Source organism: Dactylosporangium fulvum, from assembly GCF_025137375.1.
Taxonomy (GTDB): Bacteria; Actinomycetota; Actinomycetes; order Mycobacteriales; family Micromonosporaceae; genus Dactylosporangium; species Dactylosporangium fulvum.
The window spans coordinates 3,026,674-3,044,355 of sequence record NZ_CP073720.1; the positions used below are offsets into that span (position 1 = coordinate 3,026,674).

Here is a 17,682-nt window from a genome sequence, read left to right on the forward strand (position 1 = left end):
ACGGCCGGTCCGGGCGGTACGCATGGCGGCCGCGGTGGTCGTGCTCGCCGGTGGTCTGCTGCTGTCGGTGGGCGCGGCCGTGACCGTGGGGCCGGCGGACCTGTCGCTGGGCACGGTGTGGCTGGTCATCGCCGACCATCTCGGCCTGACGAGCGCCGACGTGCCGCTGCTGCGTGACCACATCGTGTGGGAGCTGCGGCTACCGAGGGTGCTGGGTGCCGCCGTGGTCGGTGCCGGGCTCGCCGCCTGCGGGGCGGTCATGCAGACCGTCACCCGGAACCCGCTCGCCGACCCGTACCTGTTGGGCGTCTCCTCCGGGGCGTCGCTCGGCGCCGTCGCCGTCCTGGTCCTCGGCCTGGGCGCGGGTGTCGCGGCGCTCACCGGGGGCGCGTTCGCGGGGGCGCTCGCCGCGTTCGCCGTCGTGGTCGCCGCCGCCGGTCGGCGGGCGGTCCTGCGGCCGACGCGGGTGGTGCTGGCCGGTGTCGCCGTCGCGCAGCTGTGCGCCGCGTTGACCTCGTTCGCGATCATCTGGGCGGCCGATCCGCACGCGACCCAGAGCATCACCTTCTGGCTGTCCGGCTCGCTCGCCCGCGCCGACTGGACCGCGCTCGGGTGGGCGACGCCGGTGCTCGCGGCGGCGTTCGCCGTGATCCTGTGGCACGCCCGGGCGCTCAACGCGTTCGCGTTCGGCGAAGAGGCCGCCGCCGCCCTCGGCGTCGACGTCGGCCGGGTCCGGTGGCTGCTGCTGGTCACCACCGCGCTGCTGACCGCCGTGCTGGTCGCGATCAGCGGCGCGATCGGCTTCGTCGGGCTGATGCTGCCGCACGCCGCGCGGCTGTTCACCGGCCCCGACCACCGGCGGCTGCTGCCGGTCGTCGTCCTCGCCGGGGCGATCTTCCTGATCTGGGTGGACACCGCCGCCCGGACCCTGTTCGAACCCCGCGAGCTGCCGGTGGGCGTGCTGACCGCCCTGCTCGGGGTGCCCGCGTTTGTGGTACTGCTGCGCCGGCGGGAGGGCGACGCCTGATGCTCGACATCCGCGACGTCTCGTGGTCGGTGCCGGCCGCCCGGCTCCTCGACGGCGTGACCTGCGCGGCGCCGCGCGGCAGCCTGGTCGGCCTGCTCGGCCCCAACGGGTCCGGCAAGACCACCCTGCTGCGGGTCGTCGCCGGCCTGATCGCTCCCCGGTCCGGGACCGTGACCGTCGCGGGCGACGACGTGGCAGGGCTGCCGCGCGCCGCCGCGGCACGGCGGATGGCCCTGCTCGCCCAATACGCCGAGACCGACCTCGACCTGACCGCGCTCGACGTGGTGCTGCTCGGCCGCACCCCGCACCGCCGCTCCCGCTGGTCCGACAGCGACACCGACCGGGCGGCCGCGACCGACGCCCTCGAGCGCGTCGACATGGCCGGATACGCCCGCCGCAGGTGGCAGACGCTGTCCGGCGGCGAACGCCAACGGGTGCAGCTCGCCCGCGCCCTGGCCCAGGAGCCGGAACTGCTGCTGCTCGACGAGCCCACCAACCACCTCGACATCGGTCACCAGCTGCAGCTGCTGCACCTGGTCCGCCGCAGCGGCATCACCACCCTCGCCGCGCTGCACGACCTCAACCTGGCCGCGATGTTCTGCGACCTCGTGGTGGTGCTGCGCCACGGCCGGGTGGTCGCCTCCGGACCGCCCGCCGGAGTGCTGACGCCCGAGCTGCTCGCCGACGTCTACGCCGTGGACGCCGACGTCACCGTGCACGACGGGCGCCCGGTCATCACCTACCGGCCACCGGCATCATGAGCCGGCAGTCCCGCCCGCGCGGGGGTTCGCGCTGTCGATGCGCCGCCACGCAGCTTGCCAGGTAGACGTTCCGCCGGCCGGTGGCTCGACGAACGTACCGCTACAGGACCGCGCCGCGGGGTGCCATCTCGAGGGCCGCCACGCCGCGACCGTACAGGACGATCATCCGGTCGCCGTGGCGGGTGCGGATCATGCCGGACTCGTTGGCGAGGGCGGTGATCGCATGCTCGGCCACGTCGTTGACGTCGGAGGTGTCGGTGTCCTCGTATGTGACGTCCAGATGGTCGCCGCTGATCAGCCGTACACGCAGGACGATCTGCGCCATGAGGTCAGCCTACGGCAACCGTGCGCGATCGCCGAGACAAGGCATGATCGTCAACGTTCCGTGTTCGGGCCTGGTGCTATACGGTCAGTGGGTGAGAATCGAGCGCCATTGGTGGAACGGCGACAGCACCGTGCGAGGACGTCGCGATGTGTACATCCGTACCGATGGCGAGTTGTGGGAGGTCGAGGCCCGGGCCGGCGGCGGTGCCGGCCGGTCGAAGATCCACCAGTGCCCGGGCCAGCAGTCGGCAGAGATCCTGGCCGGGGCGTGGATGGCCGGGAGCGGCCGGTGGCAGGTAGTGACGCCCTGATCGGACGGCACCGACACTCCGGTTACCGTGCGTCAGCAGGCAGCGGGCACGGCAGCGGGTTCGGGTAGACTGCCGCTGTGGCCGCCCAGCATGGCGGGCCAAGTTCGATGTCCCACGCCACGCGCCGCGGCCGAGATGGTCAGCGCCGGGCGGGATGTCCCCTTCGACGTTCGGAGCCTTCATGGCGGCACGCCGCCCGCACAAGACCACCCCGTCCAACTCGTCCACCTCGTCCAATTCCCTGACCTTCGCCGACCTCGGCGTGCCCGGCGTGCTCACCCGAGTGCTGGCTGCGACCGGCGTGGATCGGCCGTTTCCGATCCAGGCCGCGACCCTGCCCGACGCACTCGCCGGCCGCGACGTGCTCGGCCGGGGCCGCACCGGTTCGGGCAAGACCTACGCCTTCGTTCTGGCGGTGCTGACGCGCCTGGCCGCCGGCCCCGCGCCACGGCGGACCGGGCGGCCCCGGGCGCTGATCCTCGCACCCACCCGCGAACTGGCCGCCCAGATCGACGCCGTGATGGCGCCGCTGGCGCAGGCGCTGAAGCTGCGCACGATGACCGTCTTCGGCGGCGTCGCCGCCGGCCCGCAGGTCGCCGGGCTGCGCGCCGGGGTCGACGTCCTGGTGGCCTGCCCGGGCCGGCTCGCCGACCACGTCGAGGCGGGCCACGCGCGCTTGGACGCTGTCGAGATCACCGTGCTCGACGAGGCCGACCACATGGCTGACCTCGGCTTCCTGCCTACCGTCAGGCGGCTGCTGGAGAAGACCCCGCGCGGCGGGCAGCGTCTGCTGTTCTCCGCCACGTTGGACGCCGGCGTCGACGTCCTGGTGCGACAGTTCCTCACCGATCCGGTCGTGCACAGCGTGGACTCGACGCTCTCGCCGGTCGCCGCGATGACGCACCACGTCCTGCACGTCCACGTCGAGGACCGGTTCGCCGTCCTGGTCGAGCTGGCCGCCGCGCCGGGCCGGACCGTCGTGTTCACGCGCACCAAGCGAGGCGCGAAGACGCTCACCCGCCGGCTGGTCGCGGCCGGCGTGTCCGCCGTGGAGCTGCACGGCAACCTGGCCCAAGCCGCGCGCACCCGAAACCTGCGGGCGTTCTCCGACGGAGACGTGCGCACGCTGGTGGCCACCGACATCGCCGCCCGGGGCATCGACGTCGAGGACGTGGCCCTGGTCGTGCACGCGGATCCGCCGGCGGAGCACAAGGCGTATCTGCACCGCTCGGGCCGCACCGCCCGGGCCGGCGCGGCCGGGACAGTCGTCACGCTGATGACCGACGGGCAGGCACCCGAGGTCCGGGAGCTGACCCGCAAGGCCGGCATCTCGGCGACCACCACCCGGCTACGCCCGGGCGACGCACTGCTGCGCACCCTCGCCCCGGGAGAGCGGACGATGGTCCCGCAGCCGGCGCCGGAATCGGCCGGCCCTCGGCACGAGGCGCAGGCCGTCCGGGGCGGCCGGGGCCGAGGCGGCGGCACGCCGGCACAGGCGGCCTCGACACGGTCCGCACCGGCGCGATCCGGTGCGGCGGTCTTTTCCGCCCGGGCTCGGCCGGGCGCTCGCCGCGGTGGGCGCTGAGCGCTACCAGGCGGGGCGCCTACCGAGACCTTGGTGACGTTCGGCGTCTTCGGGGTGCCCGGGCTGCGGTTCCAACCAGGACAAGCGCCGTTCGTGAACGGTTGCCTGTCAGGGCGACCAGGTCTCAGGCGCCGGCCGGCTGCGGAGTGCGTCCGACGGCGTGCAGGTGGCGTAACGCCTGGGCGTAGGACGTCAGCAGGCTGGTCTGGCAGTATGCCAGGTCGTGTGTGCGGCAGAACTGGCTGACCATGGCCTGGGCCCGGCGCAGGTTCGGGCGCGGCATGCTCGGGAACAGATGGTGCTCGATCTGATAGTTCAGGCCACCGAGCATGAAGTCGGTGAGCCAGTGCCCGCGCACGTTACGCGACGTGAGGACCTGCCGGCGAAGGTAGTCGGTGCGGTCGTCCGGGTGGAGTATCGCCATGCCCTTGTGGTTCGGCGCGAAGGAGCAGCCGAGGTACAGCCCGAAGAGTCCCTGGTGGAGCAGGATGAAAACCACGGCCTGCAGTGGCGACAGAACCACGAACACGGCGGTCAGGTAGCCGACGGTGTGGACGGCGAACAGTGCGGTCTCCCAGCCACGGCGGCGGGTCGTGCGCCGGGCCAGGGCGCGGAGGCTCGCCAGGTGCAGGCTGAGCGCCTCGAGCAGCAACAGCGGGAAGAAGAGGTACGCCTGATAGCGGTAGACGGCCGCGGCGGTCCGGCCCCTGCCGCGGGCCTGGGCGGCCGTGAACGCCAGTGCGCCGATCTCGATGTCGGGGTCCTTGCCCTCCTCGTTGGGATGGGCGTGGTGCCGGTTGTGCTTGTCGATCCACCAGCCGTAGCTGAGGCCGATGGCGAGGTTGGCGTGCAGGACACCCACGACGTAGTTCGCCCGGCGTGAGCTGAACATCTGCCGGTGTCCGGCGTCGTGGCCGAGGAATCCGAGCTGGGTGAAGACGAACGCCAGGAAGGCGGCGGTCGCCAGTTGCCACCAGGAGTCGCCGATCGCGACGAAGGCGGCCCAACCGCCCAGGAACAGCGCAGCGGTGACGGCCATCTTCCACCGGTAGTAGCGGGGCCGCCGGTCGAGCAGGCCAGCGGCCTTGACGAGGCGCAGCAGTTGCGCGTACTGGCTGCCGTGCCCGGACCGGACGGTGGGCAGCATCGGCTGCGGTGGTGACATGGTTCGGCCTCCTGGCTGCACGCATGCATCGACGGGGAGGCCTCGCAGGACCGCGAGGCGCTCGGAGCGTGTGGGTTTGCCGTGGGCCTCCGCAAGCCCGGCCGGTCGGTCGTCGACCGGACCGGCCGGGCGCCGCTCAGTGTGACGGGGTGGCTCAGATGGTGCGGATGTTGGCCGCCTGCGGCCCCTTCTGGCCCTGGGTGATGTCGAACTCCACCCGCTGGTTCTCCTCAAGGCTGCGGAAGCCGCCCGCCGAGATCGCGGAGTAGTGGGCGAACACATCGGCACCACCGCCATCCGGGGTGATGAAGCCGAAGCCCTTCTCCGCATTGAACCATTTCACAGTGCCGACGGTCATGTCCTGCTCCTTCGCAAGGCAGATGGAGGCCACACGGTGTGGTCTCCCGCGTCGCCGCTTTGATGACCCTGCTCCGGAAACCCGGCAATACTGACAGCGCCCGTAGGGTGCGGGACCCACGGGCGCGGCAACGTATGTGGAAATCAAGACTGCAACAGGCTCCACCGTAGCACGGGCAGACTGCTGCAAGAGCGCCCTGGCATGCCATGTCGCCCGCGGGTGCGGACCGGAGGCCTCGACCACACACCTACGCGCTGTCCGCTCTACCTCTCTGACGGATCGCAACACGATCACGCTCGGTCAACCGTGCGGACAGAGTGAACATGCAAGAGGTGGACAACATCGAGGGTCTGGACCACACCGGGATGGTGATGCCGACCTGGAAAGCGGCGGTCGCGTTCTACGAACGGGCGTTCGGTGCGGCCGTCGTCGTCCGCGAAGCCGACACCGACGTCGACGCGACGGCGATCGGGCTGCCCGGGGAGACGGTCCGCACACCTTCATCCACGACCGGCCGGGCGGCCGGGTCGGCAACGACGACAGCTTCGCCGCGGTCGCCCGGCTGGTGAACGGCGCGACGGCGAGTCACACGCCCATCACCTGGCCGAGTACGTCACCGGCGACCGGGTCACGACCGTCGCCGCCACGATGCACACGTTCGCCGCCGGGCGGGAGGTGTACGACATCGGGTTGCGGACCCCTGCCGGAACCCGATGCCGGATCGACAGCGACGCCCGCGTGTCAGCTCGCCGGGCGCTCGTCCGGGGGCAGCGTCCCGGTCGCCGGCGTGCTCAGCGCGGCCGACCTCAGCCGGTGCAGCCGCGTGGCCAGGATGAGCTCGAACCGGGTCTCCTCGTCGTTGAGGTCGCGCCCGAGCAGTTCGGTGACCCGATCCAGCCGGTACCGCAGGGTGCTGACGTGGACGTGCAGCTTGACCGACGTCTCCTGGTACTTCCCGCCGCACGAAACGAACCGCTCCGCCGTGTCGAGTAGTTGGGTGCGGTGCTCACGGTCGTATGCGAGCAGCTTGCCGATCACCTTGTTGATGAAGTCGTCGACGTCCTCGGCGGCCGACGCGGCGAGCAGGAACCGGTACGCGCCGAAGTCGTCGAGACGGACCACCCCGAACTGTTGCAGCTTCTCGGCCAGCTCGACGGCGAGCTCGCACTCTCGCCACGCCCGGGGGTACTGCTCCAGTTCGACGCACGGACCGGCTCTGCCGATCGTGACTTGTCTGCCGAGGATCTGCTGCGCGCGGGCGCGCAGCGTGTGGAGGCCCTGGGTCAGCCGCTGGCCCTCGGGTGCGGACTCGGCCGGCACGAGCACGGCCAGCCCGGCACCGGCCCGGACCATCAGTGCCCCCTGCCACTGGCCCACGATCACCCGCAGTGACCGGACCAGTGACTCCCATTCGGACGCTGTCGGCGCCGGTTGTGCCCGCACGGCGATCAGGTGCATGGGCTGCTCCAGCGGCAGCCCCAGCGACGAGGCGCGCACGAGAAGGTCCTCGCGGCGGGTCCACTTGCCGGACAGCAGCGGGTCGATGATGCCGACGCCCAGATCCTGCTCGGTCTGGTGGCGAATCAGGTCGCGCATGAGCACGGCGGCGACGGCGGAGCGCAACTGGGACAGCGGTGGATGGTTCGTTTCGGCCGACCCGGTCAGTGTCCGGAGGAACACCGCCGTGCCCAGTGCCTGCGTGCCGTCGACGATCCGCGTGATGCGGATCCGCACGTCCTGGTCGTCGAAGGCATCGATGCGGACCGGGCTCTGCGGCACGGCTTGCTCGTATTCGTCCAGCGCGACAGCCTTGACGGCGGCCCGGGCGACGTCGCCGGCGATGGCGGCCCATGCGGCGGTGTCGTACCGCCCGGGGTCCGGACTGCTGCCGCCATAGACGACGCGCTCGTCGCCGTCGAGGATCGTCATGGACTCGCTGGTCATGGACTGCACGAGGTCGTACACCAGGGCCGAGCTCTGGCCCCTGATCAGCGCGTCCAGCACCGATGCCTGCATGGCCTGGCCTCGGGCCATGGTGGTCATGGCCGCCTGCGCGGCCGCGGCCTGCCGAGCGTTGCGGACCGCCAGGGAAGCCAGTTCGGCGACCGTCCGCAGGAAAGGCAGCTGGTGCGGGTCGTCGGTCAGCTGGTGATCGCTCTGAACACACAGCACCATCGGCCGCCCGTCGACGTCCTGCGCGCTCAGCGGCAGGACGACGCCGCAGACGTAGCCACGGTGGCGGGCGTCCGTCGCATACGCCGCGTATCGCTGCTGGTGCTGTGCGTCGGCGATGACGACCGGCTCACCGCTGGTGACGGCGTCCAGGGCCGGGATCCCGTCGAGGAGCCACCGGACCTGGCGGCCGGCGGCGCTGTACTCCAGCTTGTCGCGCCGCGCGACCACCTCGGCCTGGTTCGCGGCGACGTCGACGACGTCGATCCAGCAGATCTGCCACAACGTCAGGTCGCAGACCGCGTCGACCACGGTCTGCAGGACGCTGTCGAGCTTCAGGTCGGAGTTGACGATGGCGGCCACCCGTCGCAGGCTGCGCAGCAGCTCGACCGAGTCCGGGCCGGCACCCGCCTTCCACGAATCCATCCGCTCACGCTCCTCCGTCACGGGGACCAGATGTCCCGGCTGACCGTGATCGGAATCGGATGCTGCCTGGCCTGGATCCACCGGGGGTCCCTGACGAACTCTAGCCAACCGTTTTCCATGTGCGTCGCGTCCCGCCAGTGCACGATGTAGAACAGCTCCCCGCCCTTGTCCGACACCCGCGTCCAGGGCCCGACCACCTCCGCGCCGGCGTCGCGCAGGACCGGAACGGCCGCCGCGCGCAACCGTTCGACGAGCCGGGCGAGGTCGGTCGCCGCGCACCCGTAGGTGCGGAACTCCGCGATCACGTGTACCGCCGCACGACGGTGCCGTTCACGGTGACACTGTCCACGGCGATTGACGCGATGGCATCCGGCTCGGCGTCGCGCGGGTCGGCGGCGAGCACGACGAGGTCGGCCCGCTTGCCGGCCTGGATGGTCCCCCGGTCGGCGAGGCCCATGGCGGCGGCCGCGGACGACGTGTGCATCGCCAGTGCCTCCATGACCGTGACGCGCTGCTGCGGGCCCAGCACCTCGCCGATGCACGAGCGGCGGGTCACCGCGCACTGCACGCCGAAGAGCGGGTTGAACTGCAGCAGCTCCGAACCGGCGCCGTCCGAGCTGGAGCAGACCGGCCAGCCGAGATCGATGAGGTCGCGGAAGCGGAACAGGGCCGGGAACGCGTAGTCGCCCATCGAGCGGGGGATGAAGCTGCCCATCGTGTAGAGGAACCCGGCCTGGGGGATCGGCACGGCCCCGGCGCGGTGCCAGTAGTCCAGCGTCGTGTCGTCGGTGAGGACGTTGCCGGCATGCTCGAGGCGGACCGGCAGGTAGCCGTCGGTGCCGCCGCCGCGGGCGGCCACCGCGGCCCGGCACAGCTCGCGCTGTGCCCACTCGCCGTTGACGTGCGCGGTGAGCTGCAGGCCGAGTTCATCGGTGGTGCGGACGAGTTCGGTGAGGGCATCGACGGTATACGCCATCCGCCCGGACTGCGGCTCGCCGTCGCGCAGCTGAGCGTAGGGTCGCAGGACGGCGGCACCCGCGGCGGAGAACCCGCCATCGACGAAGATCTTGATACCGCGATACCGGAAGTTGGGGCCGACCGGGTCGTCGAGCCGGCCGGCGCGCCGCTGCGCGAACAGGTCCGGAAGCGACAGCGTGCCCGGCGCCCAGACAAAGGCGTCGATCGAGAGCGGCAACCGGTCCGTGCCGGCCACCTCGGCCAGCCGGCGTGCGCCGGCCATGGTGTTGGTGATCTCGCCGACTGTCGTGACACCGTACCGGGTCAGGTATCGCTCGCCCGTCTGTTCGATGGCCTCCGCCAGTTCGGCCTCGGTCATGGCCGGGATCGGCAGGGCGTAGAACAGCTCGTGCAGCTCGCCGGTCGGTCGTCCGTCGGCGTCGCGCCCGATGTAGGCGTCGCCGGTCTCGGGAAGGCCGTCGACGTCGATGAGCCGCAGGGCGTAACTGTTGACCACGGTCACGTGCGCGCCGAAGCGCACCACGACGGGAAACGTCGTGCTGACCCGGTCGAGATCGACACGGGTGGGCAGGCGCTGTTCGGCGAAGCGCCGGCCGGCGAAGAGCCCGCCCTGGCCGACCAGCCACCCGCCGCGCTGCTCGCGCAGGTATGCGTGTGCGCGGAGCTGTTCGACGAGTTCCTCGATGCTTCCGCACGGCGGGGTGTGGCAGTCGACGGCGCCCCACATCGCAGCCGCCGCCATCTCGATGTGCACGTGCGGGTCGACGAAACCGGGCAGAACCGGCCGGTTGCCCACGTCGGTCACGGGGAGATCGGCCGGCAGGCCAGCCCCGGCCGGGACGACCTCGCTGATCCGGCCGTCGCGGATCACCACCGACCCGTCGATGACGGTGCCTGCCGCTTCCATCGTGAAAATCCGCCGGGACGACACGATCATGCTGCCGGCCGCGATGCTCACCGGGACGCCTCCTGTGCTGATACGGGACGCAGAACCGTCCTGGTCTCTAGGTATTCGCGGAGCCCGTCGACGCCGTTCTCCCGGCCGAAGCCGGAGTGCTTCACCCCACCGAAGGCGGCCTTGGGGTGTGAAACGCTGCCGCGGTTGACGGCCACCATCCCCACGTCGAGGCCCGCGGCGACCAGATCGGCCTCGTCGGCGGGGCCGAACACGTAGGACGCGAGCCCGTAGTCGGTCGCGTTCGCCAGCGCCACCGCGGCGCCGAGGTCGTCGTCGGGGTAACAGACCACCGGAAGGACCGGGCCGAACAGCTCCTCGACGCAGATGTCGGCGGCCGGGTCGGGGGCCAGGACCACGGTCGGGGCGACGGCGACGCCGGGCGTCCCGGATGCGACGCCACCGGTGACGACCGCACCGCCGTGCGGCGACTCGACCAGTCGCCGCAGCCGGTCCGCGGCGGCCTGGCTGATCACGGGTCCGAGCCGTGACGAGGCGGCCCAGGGGTCGTCGGCGGTCGCGGCGGTCGCGGCGCTGCGGAACAGCGCGAAGACGTCGGCGGCGGCGCTCTCGGGCACCACCACGCGGTTGGGTGAGGTGCACGCCTGTCCGTTGTTGAACAGCTTGGCGTTCCAGATCGTGCCGACGGCCTGCTCGAGGTCGGCGCCGGGGCAGATGACCGCCGGCGCGTTGCCGCCCAGCTCGAGGCTCACCCGCTGGAAATGCGTGGTGCTGGCCTGCAGGACCTTCCGGCCCACCGCGGTCGACCCGGTGAACGAGATCTTGCGCAGCCGCCGGTCCCCGGTGAGTGCGGCCAGGATCTCCGCGGAGCGGTGCGATGGCATGACCGAGCCGACGCCCGCCGGCAACCCCGCCTTCAGCAGCGCTTCCACCATGTACATCGCGGTCAGCGGGGTGCGCTCGGACGGCTTGAGGATGAAGGTGCAGCCGGCGAGCAGCGCGGAGACGACCTTGCGGCTGGCCATCGCCAGCGGGAAGTTCCACGGCGTGATGAGCAGCACCGGCCCGACCGGGTCCCGCAGGGTGGCGACCCGCGCCTGCGGATCGCCGTCCTCGCGCGCTTCGAGCGCCACCGGCGCGCACGCCAGCAGCTCGTCGACGACCGCCCCGGCGACCGCCACCTCCGCGCGTGCGTCGGTGATGGTTTTGCCGCTCTCCAGCACGATGAGCCGGGCCAGGGGCTCGGCCGAGGCGTCGAGGAACGCCCGGTAGCCCCGGACCACGTCAGCCCGATCGGGCAGCGCCGTGCGGGCCCAGGCGGGCTGGGCCGAGGCCGCGGCGTCCAGTGCCCGCAGCGCATGCCCGGGCGAGGCGACCGCGACCGGCCAGGTGGCGTCGGCCGCCGGGCTGACGTTCTCGGCGAGGTCGTCGCGGTCGACGTCGACGACCTCGGATCCCACGACCAGCCGGCCGAGCAGATGCGCTGGGAGGTCCGGATGCGGCGGCATCAGGCCGCGACCCCGGAGGTGTGCAGCGACTCGGCCAGCTGCCCGAACAGTTCGATCGAGCGCAGCGTCAGATCCTGCGGGGCGCCGAACGTCAGGTTGAGATTGAGGATGTCGACCCCGGCGTCGCGGTAGAAGCGCATCTTCTCGCGCACCTGGTCAGGGGTGCCGACCAGCAGGATGCGGCGCAGGTCGTCCAGCGTCGGCTCGTCGGGGCCGGGCACCGGCCGGACTACGCCGCGCGGGTCGGCGTTCTGGGTGAAGTCGTGCAGCTGCCGGTGGATGCGCCAGCCCTCAAGGATCTCCCGGAGCCGCGGCTCGACCTCGGCCTCGTCGTCCACGACAAACGCGTAGCGGGTCAGGCCGAGTTGGGTCTGCCCCACAAGGCCCGCCTTCGCCTGGCCGCGCTTGAACGCCTCCACGACGTTCATCGCGTGCTCGTCGTCCCAGAGGAACAGCGAGTTGAGGACGTTGTATCCGCGGCCGGCGGCGTCCTCGACGGCCCGCGGCGCCTGGGCGCCGAGCCAGATCGGCGGGTGGGGCAGCTGGCGGGGGCGCGGCCACACGAACGCGTTGTCGAAGTTGACGTGCTCGCCCTTGAACGAGACGGGCGCGTCATCGGTGAGCCAGACGGCGCGCACCGCGTCGAGCACCTCGATGAAATGCGGGAGGCTGGACGCGAAGTCGATGCCGAAGATGTCGAACTCGTACTTGTAGGCGCCACGCGCCACGCCGAAGTCCAGCCGGCCGTTGGTGAGGTGATCGGTGGCCGCCACTTCGGCGGCCAACTGGAGTGGCGCGTGATACGGCAGCACCACCACGGCCGTGCCGACCCGGCACCGCACGTGCTGGGCGATGGCGGCGGCCTCGATCAGCGCCGACGGTGCCGGCAGGAACTGGACCAGGTGATGCTCCGGGACCCAGACGCGGGCGAAGCCCGCCCGATCCGCGGCGACGGCACACTCCAGCATGCGGTCGTAGATGTCGGAGTACTGCTCGTCGTTGTTCACTTGGTACGAGAGGAAAAGTCCGAGGTCCATGCCGGTCCCATCGTTGCGAATGCCGGTGCGGTGCTCGCATCCGGCGTTAGTAGCTTTCCTGTGAGCGTATGAGGCCTGGACCGCTGGATCCTCGGGCAGATTGTGGGAGGTTTCCGCCGTTGGATCGTGCGGTCTCTACGACTAACTCGCTGACCTTTCGTAATTGCCAGCATGGTCGGCCCATGGCACCTCGTGCTCGATCTGCGCAATGCGGCCGGCCGCACCCAGGTTCAGGTAAATGCCGAAGCGGTCGCTGACCCGCTCCTCGAAGTACCGGCGGAGGATCGACTCCATCGAGGAGTGGGACAATTCGCGCCACGGCATGTCCTCCTCGGCGAACAGGCGCAGGTCCGCCGTCTGCCGCGGCAGGACACCCGGCCTGGCCCGGTACACGTGGCAGGTCTCCGACTCGCTGATGTCGATCGCGGAATACAGGAACTCCGGCTCGATGACCTGCCCCATCAGGACGTGGGAGGTGCTACGCAGCGCATCGGACATGGTCGACCCGCCCTGGAGCGGTCCGACCGGCAGGCGCCACTCGCCGGTGGCGGTATCCCGGGACAGCAGGATCTTGGCCTCGTGCTCGACGAGCCAGCCGACGAGGATCTGTCGCCCGGGCCGGTCGTCCTCGAGCGGGGTCTCCCCGCCGGACAAGCTGAAGAAGGAGCCGTCGCAGTACCCCAGCGGGGCGCTGCGGCCGAGCGAGCATTCCTCTACGGCGCCGATCAGCATCACGTGGTCGCCGAGGTCGACACGCGTGTGCACGGTGCAGACGAACGCGGCGGCCGCCCCGCTGAGCAGGATCGCCCCGGGCCGTTCCTCCACCTTGGCCACGCCGCCGAACTTGTCGTCGAGCGGCGTCGCGAACCGCACGGCGAGGTCCTGCTGGTTTTCGCCCAGGACGCTGACCCCGAACGTGCTGCACTGCGAGAACGCGGAGAAACTGCCCGCCTTCCGGTCGATGCAGAGGGAGATCAACGGCGGGGCCAGCGAGACCGAGGTGAACGAGTTGGCGGTCATGCCCCACGGCCGCCCCGTGGCGTCGCGCGTCGTGACGACCGTGACGCCGGTCGGGAAGCGGCCCATGGTGCGCCGGAAGAACAGGGGATCGACCCGGGTGGATCCGGTCGGCGCGTCCATGTTCAAGGGTTCATTCTCCTTCGGCGGGAGGCCAACGCCGGTGTCCGTCGGCCAGTTCGGTGCCGGCACCGAACAGCAGGGTCAGGTGTGCCATCGGCGAGTCCGGGCCGGCGCCGTGGTAGTGCAGGAGGCCGGCGGGCACGACTACGACATCGCCGACGCCGACCGGGATGTCCCGGCCGGGTCGGCCGATGTGCCCCTGGCCGTGCGTCACGATCAGGATCTGGTCGCCGGCATGGGTGTGCAGCCGGGTCCGGGCGCCGGCCTCGAACCGCACGAGCGATGAGCGGACCGGATGACCGCGCATGGCGGTGACCGACGACGCGATCGCCGGGACGTCACAGGACCGGACCTGACCGCCTTCGAAGATCTTGTTGTCGCTGATACGCAGGTCGGCCACGTCGGCGCGCAATACCGTCAGATCGCAGCCGGCGGCGTCTTGTGCATTGGACATGATTTGCCTCCGTCCCCGGGTGGCGGGCAGCGGCACCCCCGCTGCTCGATACAAGCTAAGAGGCGGGAGAGGCCGTGGCATCGTAGGAACCCTACGGATCCGGCCCCGCTGCCTCCTATCCATCAGAGTGCAGGTCGGCCGAGGTCGATGCCGATGCCGGCATAGCTCACCATGCCGCCACGTTCCGGCGGATGCTAGGAATGTCGAGCCCATGTGTCCTGTCTTTCAGTCAGGCCACACACCTTGAACCTGACCTAAACTCCCTGCCAATCGAAGGCGCGGCACGCTGGCCCACGGGGCCGGCGATGAGGCGGGAGTGTATGGAACAGTCGCAGGCGGTCATCACGCTTGAGGGCGTCCGCAAGTGTTACGGGTCGTTCGTCGCCCTGAACGACGTCTCGTTGTCGGTCGGAACGGGCGAGACCGTCTGCATCATCGGGCCCAGCGGCTCGGGAAAGTCCACCCTGCTGCGGTGCTGCAACCTGCTTGAAGTCCCGGATGCAGGGGCGCTGCACGTCGGCGGAGCCCGGTATTTCCCGCTCGCACCCGGCGGGCGGGCCCGCGCGGCGTCGCTGCGCGGGCTGCGCACCCGAACCGCGATGGTGTTCCAGAGTTTCGAGCTGTTTCCGCACCTGTCCGCGATCGACAACGTCGCGCTCGCCCCGATCCAGGTTCGGGGCGTCACGCGGGCCGCCGCCAACGAGACCGCCCGCGCACTGCTCGAACGGGTCGGTCTGCGCAACTTCACCGAGGCACGTCCCGCAACGCTCTCCGGCGGTCAGGCGCAGCGCGTATCGATCGCACGCGCACTGGCCATGGAGCCGGAGGTGCTGCTCTTCGACGAGCCGACCTCGGCGCTGGATCCGGAGATGGTCGGCGAGGTGCTCGAGATCATGCGTGAACTGGCGCGATCCGGCGCGACCATGCTGGTTGTCACGCACGAGATGCGCTTTGCCCGTGAGGTGGCCACCCGGGTGGTCGTCATGGACCACGGCGAGATCGTCGAGACCGGCACCCCGACCGAGATCTTCGAACACCCGCAGCAGGAACGGACGCAGCGGTTTCTCCAAGCGCTGTCGCGCTCCGGCTATGCACTCTGACGCACGTCGTCAGAAACCTGACGGTACAACTATGGGAGTTGAAGCTTTGATGGGTACGCAAAGTCTGCTGGGTCGCCGCGTGCGGCGCCGCGGCGTCGCGGCCGTGGCCGCGATCGCCGTGCTGTTCGCGGTCGCCGGCTGCGGTGGCTCGGACGACGCGGGGAATACCGGCGACCTGCCGTTCCGCGTGATCAAGCCCGGCCACCTCACGGTCACCTACTCGGAGAGCTACCTGCCGAAGATCGCCTCCGGCGACGCCGGCGCGCTGCAGGGATACGAGGGGTACCTGCTCACCAAGGTCGCCGAGAAATACGGCCTGAAACTGGCGCCGATGCCGACCGAGTTCGCCTCGCAGATCCTGTCGGTGCGGCAGGGCCGGGCGGATGTCGGCACCGGGATCTACTACACGGAGGACCGCGCCAAGCAGGTCTTCTACACCCGGCCGAACATCACCGACCGGCTGGGCGCTCTGACGCTCAAGACCACGCAGTACGACGACGTGAACTCCCTCAAGGGCAAGCCGATCGCGTCGGTGAACGGCTTCTCCTACAACGAGTACCTCTTCAAGTTCTACGGCAAGGACAACGTCAAGCTGTTCCAGTCATACGCCGAGGCGTCCCAGGCGGTCCTCGGTGGTCAGGTGGTCGCCTTCATGGGCTCGACCGGCACGGCCCCCGGGATCATCAAGTCGCATCCGGAGCTCACCCTGCACACCTTCGCCGACGGCGACTTCTCGCTCCCCGCGAACGTCGCGAAGTCCGCGACGTACGAGTATGTCAACTGCGACAACCCTGGCCTCGCCGACGCCATCGACAAGGTCTACCAGGAACTGGTGGACTCCGGTGAGTGGCAGAAGCAGTTGGAGCAGTGGAACGTCGGCGGTGCGGAATACGCGCCGCCCGCCGAGCGGCCGACCCAGCACTGTAAATGATGGCTGACTGGCTGGGCTTCCTGCTGCAGGGGCTCTGGACGACGCTCCTCCTGGTCGCCGTGAGCACGGTGCTGACGTTGGCACTCGCGGTGCCGCTCGCTGTGTGGCGGATCAGCCCGCGTCGCTGGATCCGCTGGCTGTCCGGCTCGTTCGTCGAGGTCTTCCGCAGCATCCCATTGCCGGTGCTGCTCGCCGCGCTCTACTTCGGGTTCGGGCCGAAGCTGTCGGCGCTGGGCCTGGGGGCGTTCGAGCTGGCGGTGATCGGCATCGTCCTCAACGAGGCCGCCTACCTCGCCGAGGTCTACAAGGGCCTGCTGCTGTCCATCCCCAATGGACAGTGGCAGGCCGCGGCGAGCCTCGGGATGCGGCGATGGCAGGCGTTCCGCCTTGTGCTCCTCCCGCAGCTGCGGCGGCCGGCGGTGCCGCACACCGTCAACGGGTTCATCTACATCGTCAAGGGCAGCGCATTGGCTTCCATCATCACAGTCCAGGAGCTGACCCTGCACGCGAACCAACTCATGATCGAAACGTTCCGCCCGCTGGAGGTGTACCTGCTGGTCGGCGTCATCTACCTCGCCATCAACATTCCGGTGTCGTACCTGGCCCGGCTGGCCGAGCGCGACCCGCGGCGACGCCAGGCGGCATCGGCCGGGGCCGGCCGGGCCCGACCTGATGCCGAGCCGGTCGCACCGGGAGCGAGTGTCTGATGGATCTGTACATCCGCCTCATCACCGAGGCCCTTCCGGTGACGGTCGCGGTCAGCGCGGTGTCCTGGCTGGTCGGAACCTTCCTCGGCACCGGGCTCGGGCTGGCCGGCCTGAGCCGGCGGCGCTGGCTGCGCGAGTCGCAGTTCTTCGTCAGCACCGTCCTGCGCAGCCTTCCCGAGCTGCTGGCGATCTACCTGTTGTTCTACGGCATCACCGCGCACGGCATCGAGCTGACGCCGTTCACCGCCACGGTCCTCGCGTTGGGCATCACCCAGGCCGGCTTCTGGGCCGAGGCCGTCCGGGCGGGGGTGCAGGTCGTCGGGCCCCGCCAGTTCGAGGCGGCGTACTCGTTGGGCCTCACCACCAGCCAGACGTACCGGAAGGTGATCTTCCCGCAGCTGGTGTCGGCCTTGACCTCGCCCAGCCTGAACATGTTCGTCGCGCTCACCAAACTCACCGCGATCGCCGCCGCGGTGGGCCTGCCCGAACTGCTGCACACCGGCCGGTCGGTGATGGACCGCACGTACGACGTCATGCCCGTGGTCGTCGCGCTGATTGTCACCTACCTCATGGTCACGGTTCCGTTGACGTTCCTGGTCAAACGGGCCGAGGGCCGGTGGCGCAAGCGGACCGGCCGGCACACCATGCCGATGTTCTCGTAGCGGCGACCAGGCCGGTCCGGCTCCCGCTCGGCATGCCGGCGCGGGGCCGACCGATCGTGGACTCCGTCCGATTAATCGTTAGACGGTGAGCACGATCCGGAAGCGCGTCTGCCCGGCCTG

General features: G+C 70.5%; 19 protein-coding genes. 9 read left to right on the forward strand and 10 right to left on the reverse strand.

The window, feature by feature from the left end; translation table 11 throughout:
- The first annotated feature begins 22 nt into the window (after positions 1-22).
- Both Dfulv_RS13970 and Dfulv_RS13975 read left to right on the forward strand, forming a co-directional pair.
- Entirely contained in the window at positions 23-1,027 is a 1,005-nt protein-coding gene (locus tag Dfulv_RS13970; RefSeq protein WP_259863357.1) for a FecCD family ABC transporter permease, read from the forward strand.
- Positions 1,027-1,788 (forward strand): ABC transporter ATP-binding protein, encoded by a 762-nt coding sequence (locus tag Dfulv_RS13975; protein ID WP_259863358.1) that lies wholly within the window; start codon positions 1,027-1,029, stop codon positions 1,786-1,788. Before Dfulv_RS13970 ends, Dfulv_RS13975 begins: the two co-directional genes overlap by 1 nt.
- A gap of 100 nt (positions 1,789-1,888) precedes the next feature.
- Here the strand turns inward: Dfulv_RS13975 and Dfulv_RS13980 are convergent, their stop codons facing one another.
- A complete protein-coding gene (locus Dfulv_RS13980; protein WP_259863360.1) occupies positions 1,889-2,113 on the reverse strand; it encodes a hypothetical protein in 225 nt (74 codons plus the stop codon).
- Between the two features lie 91 nt (positions 2,114-2,204).
- On the opposite strand from Dfulv_RS13980, the gene Dfulv_RS13985 reads away from it, so the two are divergent.
- Both Dfulv_RS13985 and Dfulv_RS13990 read left to right on the forward strand, forming a co-directional pair.
- Positions 2,205-2,423 carry a hypothetical protein gene (locus tag Dfulv_RS13985; RefSeq protein WP_259863361.1) on the forward strand — a complete coding sequence of 73 codons (219 nt, stop codon included), beginning with the start codon at positions 2,205-2,207 and terminating at the stop codon, positions 2,421-2,423.
- A gap of 181 nt (positions 2,424-2,604) precedes the next feature.
- Positions 2,605-4,008 carry a DEAD/DEAH box helicase gene (locus tag Dfulv_RS13990; RefSeq protein WP_259863363.1) on the forward strand — a complete coding sequence of 468 codons (1,404 nt, stop codon included), beginning with the start codon at positions 2,605-2,607 and terminating at the stop codon, positions 4,006-4,008.
- Between the two features lie 124 nt (positions 4,009-4,132).
- Here the strand turns inward: Dfulv_RS13990 and Dfulv_RS13995 are convergent, their stop codons facing one another.
- Positions 4,133-5,173: a fatty acid desaturase family protein gene (locus Dfulv_RS13995; protein WP_259863364.1), complete on the reverse strand. Its 1,041-nt coding sequence runs from the start codon at positions 5,171-5,173 to the stop codon at positions 4,133-4,135.
- 154 nt (positions 5,174-5,327) lie between these two features.
- Positions 5,328-5,531, reverse strand: a complete 204-nt coding sequence (locus tag Dfulv_RS14000) for a cold-shock protein (protein ID WP_259863366.1) — start codon at positions 5,529-5,531, stop codon at positions 5,328-5,330.
- 323 nt (positions 5,532-5,854) lie between these two features.
- On the opposite strand from Dfulv_RS14000, the gene Dfulv_RS14005 reads away from it, so the two are divergent.
- Positions 5,855-6,100 (forward strand): VOC family protein, encoded by a 246-nt coding sequence (locus tag Dfulv_RS14005; protein WP_259863367.1) that lies wholly within the window; start codon positions 5,855-5,857, stop codon positions 6,098-6,100.
- Positions 6,101-6,272: 172 nt separating this feature from the next.
- On the opposite strand, the gene Dfulv_RS14010 is transcribed toward Dfulv_RS14005, so the two are convergent.
- The 7 genes from Dfulv_RS14010 to Dfulv_RS14040 form a co-directional block, all read right to left on the reverse strand.
- Complete coding sequence (locus Dfulv_RS14010; RefSeq protein WP_259863368.1) at positions 6,273-8,129, reverse strand: helix-turn-helix domain-containing protein; 1,857 nt, start codon at positions 8,127-8,129, stop codon at positions 6,273-6,275.
- 17 nt (positions 8,130-8,146) lie between these two features.
- A complete protein-coding gene (locus tag Dfulv_RS14015) occupies positions 8,147-8,434 on the reverse strand; it encodes an NIPSNAP family protein (RefSeq protein ID WP_259863369.1) in 288 nt (95 codons plus the stop codon).
- The gene (locus tag Dfulv_RS14020) at positions 8,431-10,065 is read right to left on the reverse strand and encodes an amidohydrolase (protein ID WP_259863370.1); all 1,635 of its coding nucleotides are present in this window, start codon (positions 10,063-10,065) and stop codon (positions 8,431-8,433) included. Before Dfulv_RS14020 ends, Dfulv_RS14015 begins: the two co-directional genes overlap by 4 nt.
- A complete protein-coding gene (locus tag Dfulv_RS14025; RefSeq protein WP_259863371.1) occupies positions 10,062-11,531 on the reverse strand; it encodes an aldehyde dehydrogenase family protein in 1,470 nt (489 codons plus the stop codon). The genes Dfulv_RS14020 and Dfulv_RS14025 overlap by 4 nt, the downstream gene beginning before the upstream one ends.
- Positions 11,531-12,568, reverse strand: a complete 1,038-nt coding sequence (locus Dfulv_RS14030) for an LLM class flavin-dependent oxidoreductase (RefSeq protein ID WP_259863372.1) — start codon at positions 12,566-12,568, stop codon at positions 11,531-11,533. The genes Dfulv_RS14025 and Dfulv_RS14030 overlap by 1 nt, the downstream gene beginning before the upstream one ends.
- A gap of 141 nt (positions 12,569-12,709) precedes the next feature.
- Positions 12,710-13,708, reverse strand: coding sequence for a flavin reductase (locus Dfulv_RS14035; protein WP_259867673.1), 999 nt, complete (start codon positions 13,706-13,708; stop codon positions 12,710-12,712).
- A 10-nt stretch (positions 13,709-13,718) separates the two neighbouring features.
- Positions 13,719-14,162, reverse strand: coding sequence for a cupin domain-containing protein (locus tag Dfulv_RS14040; RefSeq protein ID WP_259863373.1), 444 nt, complete (start codon positions 14,160-14,162; stop codon positions 13,719-13,721).
- A 320-nt stretch (positions 14,163-14,482) separates the two neighbouring features.
- On the opposite strand from Dfulv_RS14040, the gene Dfulv_RS14045 reads away from it, so the two are divergent.
- Genes Dfulv_RS14045 through Dfulv_RS14060 form a run of 4 tightly spaced genes read left to right on the forward strand, consistent with a single transcriptional unit; the run spans position 14,483 to position 17,562 of the window.
- The gene (locus tag Dfulv_RS14045; RefSeq protein WP_259863374.1) at positions 14,483-15,262 is read left to right on the forward strand and encodes an amino acid ABC transporter ATP-binding protein; all 780 of its coding nucleotides are present in this window, start codon (positions 14,483-14,485) and stop codon (positions 15,260-15,262) included.
- Between the two features lie 31 nt (positions 15,263-15,293).
- Positions 15,294-16,193, forward strand: coding sequence for a substrate-binding periplasmic protein (locus tag Dfulv_RS14050; protein ID WP_259863375.1), 900 nt, complete (start codon positions 15,294-15,296; stop codon positions 16,191-16,193).
- Positions 16,190-16,900: an amino acid ABC transporter permease gene (locus Dfulv_RS14055; RefSeq protein ID WP_259863378.1), complete on the forward strand. Its 711-nt coding sequence runs from the start codon at positions 16,190-16,192 to the stop codon at positions 16,898-16,900. Before Dfulv_RS14050 ends, Dfulv_RS14055 begins: the two co-directional genes overlap by 4 nt.
- Positions 16,900-17,562 (forward strand): amino acid ABC transporter permease, encoded by a 663-nt coding sequence (locus Dfulv_RS14060; RefSeq protein ID WP_259863379.1) that lies wholly within the window; start codon positions 16,900-16,902, stop codon positions 17,560-17,562. The genes Dfulv_RS14055 and Dfulv_RS14060 overlap by 1 nt, the downstream gene beginning before the upstream one ends.
- Positions 17,563-17,682 lie beyond the last annotated feature (120 nt).

What these genes read in the sequence shown, in the direction of transcription:
- Dfulv_RS13970 (WP_259863357.1), top strand. Translation starts at nt 23, where the DNA reads ATGGCGGCCGCGGTGGTCGTGCTCGCCGGTGGTCTGCTGCTGTCGGTG.
- Dfulv_RS13975 (WP_259863358.1), top strand. Translation starts at nt 1,027, where the DNA reads ATGCTCGACATCCGCGACGTCTCGTGGTCGGTGCCGGCCGCCCGGCTC.
- Dfulv_RS13980 (WP_259863360.1), bottom strand. Translation starts at nt 2,113, where the DNA reads ATGGCGCAGATCGTCCTGCGTGTACGGCTGATCAGCGGCGACCATCTG.
- Dfulv_RS13990 (WP_259863363.1), top strand. Translation starts at nt 2,605, where the DNA reads ATGGCGGCACGCCGCCCGCACAAGACCACCCCGTCCAACTCGTCCACC.
- Dfulv_RS13995 (WP_259863364.1), bottom strand. Translation starts at nt 5,173, where the DNA reads ATGTCACCACCGCAGCCGATGCTGCCCACCGTCCGGTCCGGGCACGGC.
- Dfulv_RS14000 (WP_259863366.1), bottom strand. Translation starts at nt 5,531, where the DNA reads ATGACCGTCGGCACTGTGAAATGGTTCAATGCGGAGAAGGGCTTCGGC.
- Dfulv_RS14005 (WP_259863367.1), top strand. Translation starts at nt 5,855, where the DNA reads ATGCAAGAGGTGGACAACATCGAGGGTCTGGACCACACCGGGATGGTG.
- Dfulv_RS14010 (WP_259863368.1), bottom strand. Translation starts at nt 8,129, where the DNA reads ATGGATTCGTGGAAGGCGGGTGCCGGCCCGGACTCGGTCGAGCTGCTG.
- Dfulv_RS14025 (WP_259863371.1), bottom strand. Translation starts at nt 11,531, where the DNA reads ATGCCGCCGCATCCGGACCTCCCAGCGCATCTGCTCGGCCGGCTGGTC.
- Dfulv_RS14030 (WP_259863372.1), bottom strand. Translation starts at nt 12,568, where the DNA reads ATGGACCTCGGACTTTTCCTCTCGTACCAAGTGAACAACGACGAGCAG.
- Dfulv_RS14035 (WP_259867673.1), bottom strand. Translation starts at nt 13,708, where the DNA reads ATGGACGCGCCGACCGGATCCACCCGGGTCGATCCCCTGTTCTTCCGG.
- Dfulv_RS14040 (WP_259863373.1), bottom strand. Translation starts at nt 14,162, where the DNA reads ATGTCCAATGCACAAGACGCCGCCGGCTGCGATCTGACGGTATTGCGC.
- Dfulv_RS14045 (WP_259863374.1), top strand. Translation starts at nt 14,483, where the DNA reads ATGGAACAGTCGCAGGCGGTCATCACGCTTGAGGGCGTCCGCAAGTGT.
- Dfulv_RS14050 (WP_259863375.1), top strand. Translation starts at nt 15,294, where the DNA reads ATGGGAGTTGAAGCTTTGATGGGTACGCAAAGTCTGCTGGGTCGCCGC.
- Dfulv_RS14055 (WP_259863378.1), top strand. Translation starts at nt 16,190, where the DNA reads ATGATGGCTGACTGGCTGGGCTTCCTGCTGCAGGGGCTCTGGACGACG.
- Dfulv_RS14060 (WP_259863379.1), top strand. Translation starts at nt 16,900, where the DNA reads ATGGATCTGTACATCCGCCTCATCACCGAGGCCCTTCCGGTGACGGTC.